At 67.9% G+C, this 7,105-nt stretch carries 6 protein-coding genes; 3 read left to right on the top strand and 3 right to left on the bottom strand.

Annotated elements, in window-relative coordinates; all coding sequences use genetic code 11:
• The 3 genes from SY1_RS11880 to cobT form a co-directional block, all read right to left on the bottom strand.
• On the bottom strand, positions 1–773 hold a 773-nt coding region (locus SY1_RS11880), incomplete at its 3' end, for a pyridoxal phosphate-dependent aminotransferase (RefSeq protein ID WP_208874071.1).
• 101 nt (positions 774–874) lie between these two features.
• Positions 875–1,621, bottom strand: a complete 747-nt coding sequence (gene gpmA, locus SY1_RS11885) for a 2,3-diphosphoglycerate-dependent phosphoglycerate mutase (protein WP_208873883.1) — start codon at positions 1,619–1,621, stop codon at positions 875–877.
• A gap of 144 nt (positions 1,622–1,765) precedes the next feature.
• On the bottom strand, positions 1,766–2,854 hold the full coding sequence (cobT, locus tag SY1_RS11890) for a nicotinate-nucleotide--dimethylbenzimidazole phosphoribosyltransferase (protein WP_015557166.1): 1,089 nt from the start codon (positions 2,852–2,854) through the stop codon (positions 1,766–1,768).
• A 417-nt stretch (positions 2,855–3,271) separates the two neighbouring features.
• On the opposite strand from cobT, the gene cbiB reads away from it, so the two are divergent.
• Genes cbiB through SY1_RS11905 form a run of 3 tightly spaced genes read left to right on the top strand, consistent with a single transcriptional unit; the run spans position 3,272 to position 6,843 of the window.
• Positions 3,272–4,240 (top strand): adenosylcobinamide-phosphate synthase CbiB, encoded by a 969-nt coding sequence (cbiB, locus tag SY1_RS11895; protein WP_015557167.1) that lies wholly within the window; start codon positions 3,272–3,274, stop codon positions 4,238–4,240.
• A gap of 21 nt (positions 4,241–4,261) precedes the next feature.
• The gene (locus tag SY1_RS11900; RefSeq protein WP_208873884.1) at positions 4,262–5,344 is read left to right on the top strand and encodes a pyridoxal phosphate-dependent aminotransferase; all 1,083 of its coding nucleotides are present in this window, start codon (positions 4,262–4,264) and stop codon (positions 5,342–5,344) included.
• Entirely contained in the window at positions 5,341–6,843 is a 1,503-nt protein-coding gene (locus SY1_RS11905; RefSeq protein ID WP_015557169.1) for a cobyric acid synthase, read from the top strand. Before SY1_RS11900 ends, SY1_RS11905 begins: the two co-directional genes overlap by 4 nt.
• The last annotated feature ends 262 nt before the right edge of the window (positions 6,844–7,105 follow it).

The raw sequence follows: 7,105 nt of genomic DNA on the forward strand, positions 1-7,105 counted from the left end.
ACCTGCGCCATGAAGTCCTTGTTCTTGATGGCGATGCAGCCGATGCGCGCGCCGCACGCGCTGAATCGCTTGGACACGGAGTCGATCATGATGACCCGGTCCCGGATGTCCGGGAAGCTGGCGAAGCTCGTGAACTTGTCGCCGTCGTAGGTGAACTCGCGGTAGACCTCGTCCGCGATGATGTAGAGGTCGTGCTTCTTCGCCAGCTGGGCCGCAGCCTCCAGCTCCTTCTGGGTGTAGACGGCGCCCGTCGGGTTGCCGGGGTTCGAGAACCAGAGGGCCCTCGTTCGGGGCGTGACGAGCTTCTCGATCACCTCCATGGGGGGCAGGTGGAAGCCCTCCTCGGCCCTCGTGGGGATGGGGACGATCTTCGCCAGCGCGGAGTTGGCGAAGGTGTTGTAGTTCGCGTAGAAGGGCTCCGGCAGCAGGATCTCGTCGCCGGGGTCGCAGATGGCTTGCACGGCGAAGGAGAGGGCTTCGCTGCCGCCGTTGGTGATGTAGATGTCGTCCCGGTCGTAGGGGATGTCCCAGGCGTGGTAGTAGGCGCTGATGGCGTCGCGCAGCTCGTTGCGCCCCTGCGAGGCGGCGTAGGCGATGGTGTCCACCTTGAAGCTGCGGATGGCGTCAAAATACCCCTGGGGCGTCTTGATGTCCGGCTGGCCGATGTTGAGGTGAAAGACCTTCTTGCCCTTGGCCTTCGCCTCGTCGGCGTAGGGGATGAGGCGGCGAATGGGGGATGCGGACAGCGCTTTGATTCGTTCGGAAAAACGCATGACGATGACCTCCTTAACGTTTTAAATGAGTCAATGAACGATGTCGTGCTCGGAGGACAGGACCGCGGGTTTGGATTGCGCGCGTCCTCCGCGCTTTGGGATCACTTCGCCTTGCCCTGGTTCGCGACGGCAGCCTGAGCCGTGGCGATGGCGTCGGCGTCGCCGAGGTAGCGGTGGGATTCGGGCGTCATGTCGTCGTTCAGCCGGTAGAGGAGCGGGACGCCCGTCGGGATGTTGAGCTCCAGGATGTCCTTGTCGGAGATGTTGTCCAGGTACTTCACGAGAGCCCTCAGGCTGTTGCCGTGGGCCGCGATGATGACCCTGCGTCCGGCGCGGACCTCCGGGACGATGGCCTCCTGCCAGTAGGGGACCACGCGGGCCACGGTGTCCGCCAGGCACTCGCCCGCGGGGAGTTCCGATTTCGTGAGGTTCGCGTAGCGCGGGTCCTTCCCCGGATAGCGTTCGTCGTCCTCCTTCAGGAACGGCGGGCGCACGTCGTAGCTGCGGCGCCAGATCTTCACCTGCGCGTCGCCGTACTTCGCCGCGGTGTCCGCCTTGTTCAGCCCCTGGAGGGCGCCGTAGTGGCGCTCGTTCAGCTTCCACGAGTTCCGGATGGGAATCCACATGAGGTCCATCTCCTCCAGGACCAACCACAGCGTCTTGACGGCCCGCTTCAGGACCGAGGTGAAGGCCAGGTCGAAAGCGCAGCCCTCCTCCTTCAGGAGCTGCCCTGCGACCCTGGCCTCCTGAACGCCCTTCTCGGACAGCGGCACGTCCGTCCAGCCCGTGAAGCGGTTCTCCCTGTTCCATGCGCTCTCGCCGTGACGTATCAGGACGATCTCGTACACTGAAAAGGCCTCCCCTCAAGTTTGAAGAATCCTTCCGCGGCACGGCCGCGTCGTCCGCGCGAAGGACGCAAAAAAATCCTTTCTGATGTATGGCTCAAGAATATCAGAAAGAGGCGGATTTTTCAATTTGTGCGTTTGTGTGTGCTATTGCTTCAGCACCTCCCGGTACTCCGACTCCAGCGACACCTCCGCAAAGGTCCCCATCTCGTTCATGACGGTCAGCGCGTCGTCCACGATCTGCATGGCGATGGGGCAGCCCGTCCCCTCTCCCAGCCTCATGCCCAGCGTGACCAGGGGGTGCAGCCCCATGGCCTCCGCCACGGCCGCGTAGGCCGGCTCCACCGACCGGTGGGACGCGATCAGGAACTCCCTGGAGAGCGGGGCGATGCGGGAGGCCAGGAGCGCCGCCGCGATGGCGATCACCCCATCGACCACCGCCGGGACGCGGTAGGCCGCCGAGCCCAGGAAGACGCCCGTCATGGCCGCGAGGTCGAGTCCTCCGACGCAGGACAGGATATCGAGGGCGTCCTGCGGGTCGGGACGGTGTCGGTCCAGCGCTCCGAGGATCACGCGCTTCTTCGTCTCGAAGGCCGCGTCCGTCAGGCCGCCTCCGCGCCCGACGAGGGCGCTGTCCCGCGAGTCCAGCGCGGCCATGATGCAAGCCGCGGCCGGCGTCGTGTTGCCCATGCCCACCTCGCCTGCCCCCAGGATCTGATAGCCCTCCTCCCGCGCCCGCCCCGCGCACTCGATGCCGAACTCGACGGCCCGCCGCGCCGTTTCGGGCGTCATGGCCCGTCCCCTAGCGAAGTTCTCCGTCCCCCTTGGCATGAGCTTGCAGCTTGCGTCCACCCTGGGCGTCGGGCCCAGGTCCCGGACGCCCAGGTCAAAGAGGCGGAGGTCCACCCCGGCCCTGCGGCACAGCACGTTGATGCCGCAGCCCACGTCCGCCGCGTAGAACTCCATCAGCACCCTGGTGAAGTATTGCGGTGAGCCCGATACGCCCTCGTCGTAGACGCCGTGGTCCGACCCGAAGAGCAGGTGTACCCGCCGGTCGATGGAGTTCTTCACCTTTCCCGTGATGCCCGCGAGGCGAATGGAGAGCGCCTCCAGCTCCCCAAGGCTCCCCACGGGCTTCAGCAGGCCCTTTTGGCGCTCCTCGGCGGCCCTCACGGCCGCCGCGTCCAGGGGCGCGATGCGCGCCACCGCTTGCTCGATCGTCAAGTGTTCCTGCATGTTCAAAAATTCCTCCGAAGGTCATGAATTTCGCCCCTTTTAGGGGGGCTGAGAAACGCGCTTCTTCTTTTCGCCTCCCCTGAAAGGGGAGGTGGTCCGGAGGACCGGAGGGGTTGTTTCTCATGCTCAACGTCCCCCCTTCGGGGAGCCTTCCGGCTGCCGTTAGCCCCTGCTCACGGGCTGTCAGTCCCAATCCCCACGCGCTTCGCGCGGCCCGATGAAGTTTCAGACACTGAAGGGAGCCCATACGGTTGACAGCTCTCAACGACTTAATCAGTGTTTTCCCTAGAGCAAAGCTTCAATCAAAGCTTCAGGCAAAGCTTCCTGACGCAGCCCGTATACATTGTATAATAAAAATCGACGGGCGGCGAACCTGTGTGGCCCCCTCGAGTTCTTTCGTCGAAAAGAGGATGTGTCATGACCTTCCCAACCGTGCTGTGCTTTGCCCTCCTGCTGGACGTCCTGCTGGGCGACCCCCACGCCCTGCCGCATCCCGTCGTCGGGGTCGGCCGCCTCATCCGCTTCTGGGAGGGGCGGCTCTACCCGGGGGCGGGTGCCCCCTGCGCCGTCGTCCGGGGCGCAGGCCTCTGCGCCCTCGTGCTGCTCTCGACGCTCGTGGCCGCCGCCGGCCTGCTGTGGGCGGCGGGCTGGGACGGCGGCCTCGCGGCGGCGGTCGAGGTGTACCTGCTCTACGCGGCCTTGGCGTGGCGCTCCCTGAAGGATGAGACGATGCCCGTCGCGCTGGCGCTGTTCCGCCGGAACCTGCCTGGGGCGCGGGCGGCGCTGTCCCGCGTCGTGGGACGGGACACGGAGAACCTGAACGAGCCCTCCATCGTGCGCGGGGCCGTCGAGACCGTCGCGGAGAACTCCGTGGACGGCGTGATGTCCGTCCTGTTCTTCGCGGCGCTGGGCTGGGCCGTCGGAGAGGGCGCCGGCATGGTCCTCGCCGTCTGGGGCTTCAAGGCGGCCAGTACCATGGACTCCATGGTGGGCTACGAAAACGCGCGCTACCATGAGTTTGGACGCGCTGCGGCGCGGCTGGACGACGCGCTGAACTTCATCCCCGCCCGACTCGGCGGCCTCGCCATCCTGGCGGCCGGCGCGTGCCTCGGCATGGACGCAGGGGAGGGGATGCGGGTCTTCCTGCGCGACAGGAGAAAGCACAAGAGCCCCAACAGCGCCCACGGGGAGAGCGCCTTTGCGGGGCTTCTGGGGCTGAGGCTGGGGGGTGACGCCCTCTACGGCGGCGTCCCCGAATCCCGCCCCTGCCTGGGGGACGGGACCCGGACGCCCGAGGCGGCGGACGTCCTGCGGGCCCACAGGCTGCTGGATGCGGCGTCGGCCCTCTTCGCCCTGCTCTGCGCGCTGCCCTTCCGGCTCGCCTGAGCCCTTCCCCCTGTGACGGCTATGACTGCGGAAAAGGGCATGAGCCAGCCTTCCCCGGGCGGAACCCTCCGCGCGCTGCGGGCGCACGGGGCGAACCCGGAGAAGCTCTACGCCGCGCTCGGCATCCCCATGCCGGCGGACGTCATCGACTTCAGTACGAACGCCTGCGCGCTCCCCTGGCCCGACGAGGCGGTGGGCCGGGCGATCGACACGGCGCGTTTGGCGTCCGCGTACCCGGACGACGAGTGCCTGGCGCTGCGCCGCCTCATCGCCGCCCGCGAGGGCCTCGCCCTGGAGAACGTCCTCGTCTCGAACGGCTCCAACGAGGCGCTGTACCTTCTGGCCTCCTTCTTCGCCGGGCGCCGCACGGCGGTGCTCCAGCCCTCCTACGGGGAGTACGCCCGCGCGCTTCGCGCCTTCGGGGCGGAGGTGGAGGACGTCTTCAGCCTCGATGCGGCAGGCGGCGCCGACCTCTTGATCCTGTCCAACCCCTGCAACCCGACGGGGGCCTACCTCCCGCCCGATGAGCTGGCCCGCTTTGCGGCGGACCACCCGGACGCGACCCTCGCCGTTGACGAGGCGTACATCGACTTCCTCCTGACGCGGAAGGGAGAGAGGCTCGACGTGCGCGCGCTGCCGAACGTCCTCCTGCTGCGCTCCCTGACCAAGACGTACCACCTGAGCGGGGCGCGCATCGGCTACGTGCTGGCGGGGGAGGGGTGGATCCGGCGCCTGGGGAGCCGTCAGCCGACCTGGAGCGTCAACGCCTTCGCCCAGGCGCTGGCCCTGGCCTTCATGGAGGACGAGGGCTTCCTGGCGAGGCTCCGAACTCACTACGCCGAGGAGACGCCCCGCCTGGTCCGCGCGGTGGAGGCGGCGGGCTTTCGCGTGCGGCCGTCCTGCGTACACTACTTTCTGATGGAGACGGAGGACGACGAGGCCCTGATTCGGGGCCTGATGGAGCGGGGCATCGTGGTGCGCCACACGCGGAACTTCCCCGGCATCGAGGGGCGGTGCGTCCGCATCGCCACGCGGACGTGCCAGGAGGACCGGCGGCTCGCCGGCGCGCTGAGAGAACTGAGGGAAAGGGGCGTTTGTCGATGAAGGGGATCATGGTGCAGGGGACCTCCAGCGATTCGGGGAAGAGCTTTCTGGTCACGGCGCTCTGCCGACTGCTCTCCGACCGGGGCTTTCGCGTCTGTCCGTTCAAGTCCCAGAACATGTCGAACAACGCCTGCGTCACGCGGGACGGGCGCGAGATGAGCCGCGCCCAGGCGGTGCAGGCGGAGGCCGCGCGGCTTGAGCCCGAGACGTTCATGAACCCCATCCTCCTGAAGCCGCGGCGGGACGTGTCCTCGGAGATCGTGCTGGAGGGCCGCGCGCTGGACACGCCGGCGGAACGCGGCTACTACCGCACCTTCACCCGGACGCTGGGCATCGAGGCCGTGCGCCGCGCCCTGCGCCGCATCGAGGAGCGATTCGACGCGGTGGTCATCGAGGGGGCGGGCAGCCCGGCGGAGGTCAACCTGAACGAGTTCGAGATCGTGAACATGCGCGTGGCGCGCGAGGCGGACGTCCCGGTGGTGCTGGTGACGGACGTGGACCGCGGCGGGTCCCTGGCCTCCATCGTCGGCACGCTGGAGCTTCTGGGGGAGGACCGCGGTCGGGTGAAGGGCCTGATCTTCAACAAGTTCCGCGGCGACAGGAGCCTCTTTGACCCTGCCGTCGTCTGGATCGAGCGGCGCACGGGAGTGCCGGTCCTTGGGGTGATGCCCTGGGTGGAGGGCGCGGCCATCGCGGGCGAGGACTCCCTGAACGTCCACTGGGGCCGGACGGGAGGCGAGGGCCTCTCCATCGGGGTCGTGCGCTTTCCGGGGCTGTCGAACTTCACGGACCTCGACCCCTTTGAGCTGGAGCCGGACGTGGAGCTTGTCGGCCTGGATGCGGACACGCCCGAACGGACGCTTCGTTCCCTGGACGCCGTGCTCCTGCCCGGCTCCAAGAACACGATGCGCGACATGGCGTGGCTCGAGAGGACGGGGCTGGCCCGAGCCGTCCGCGAACTCAGCCGCGCAGGGAGATGCGTCTTCGGGCTCTGCGGCGGCTACCAGATGCTGGGGGAGCGCCTGTTGGACCCGGACCTGAAGGAGAACTCGGAGATTCGGGAGATCGAGGGGCTGGGGCTCCTGCCCTCCGTGACGGCCTTCGGCGCGGGGGAGAAGCGCACAGTCCGCACCGAGGGCCGGGTGCGGCGCCAGCTCTCCGCTGGCGAGGTCCCCGTGGCGGGCTACGAGATCCACTTCGGCGTCACCCACCCCGTGGAGGGGAGCTCCTGCCCCGCGCTGCTGGACGTCGCGGGAGGCGGCGTCGAGGGGCTGGCCCGTCCGGACCTCTCCGTGGCGGGCACGTACCTGCACGGCATCTTCGACGCCGACGCCTTCCGGGCGCTGTGGCTCAACGCGGTGCGGCGTTCGCGCGGCCTGGAGGAGCGGGCCGTCACGGACACGAGGGCCATGAAGGAGCACGCCTACGACGCCCTGGCTCGTGCGGCGGAACGGCATTTGGACGTCGGCGCGATCCTGAGGCTGATGGGGCTCGCGTGATTCCAATTCCCCATCCATATCCTTACGTTGTTGGGGGCGCGTCATGGGAATGGGCCCGCTTCCCTCCCGCGGCAGGGGAGGAAGCGGGCCCACTCGTTTTCCTAAAGGCCTTGCCGGTTTTGATACCAATTTGCGTCTAAAGGGAAAGAAAGGCCCCCCTGCAAGGGGGGCTGCCCCGAAGGGCCTGGGACTGACGGCCCGTGAGCGTCAGCGAACGGCAGCCGGAAGGCTCCCCGAAGGGGAGGGGTGTAGGGGCAGCGAG

The organism is Fretibacterium fastidiosum (genome assembly GCF_000210715.1).
Taxonomy (GTDB): Bacteria; Synergistota; Synergistia; order Synergistales; family Aminobacteriaceae; genus Fretibacterium; species Fretibacterium fastidiosum.

Coding starts and splice junctions, on each gene's coding strand:
- cbiB (WP_015557167.1), top strand. CDS start 3,272: ATGACCTTCCCAACCGTGCTGTGCTTTGCCCTCCTGCTGGACGTCCTG.
- cobT (WP_015557166.1), bottom strand. CDS start 2,854: ATGCAGGAACACTTGACGATCGAGCAAGCGGTGGCGCGCATCGCGCCC.
- SY1_RS11900 (WP_208873884.1), top strand. CDS start 4,262: ATGACTGCGGAAAAGGGCATGAGCCAGCCTTCCCCGGGCGGAACCCTC.
- SY1_RS11905 (WP_015557169.1), top strand. CDS start 5,341: ATGAAGGGGATCATGGTGCAGGGGACCTCCAGCGATTCGGGGAAGAGC.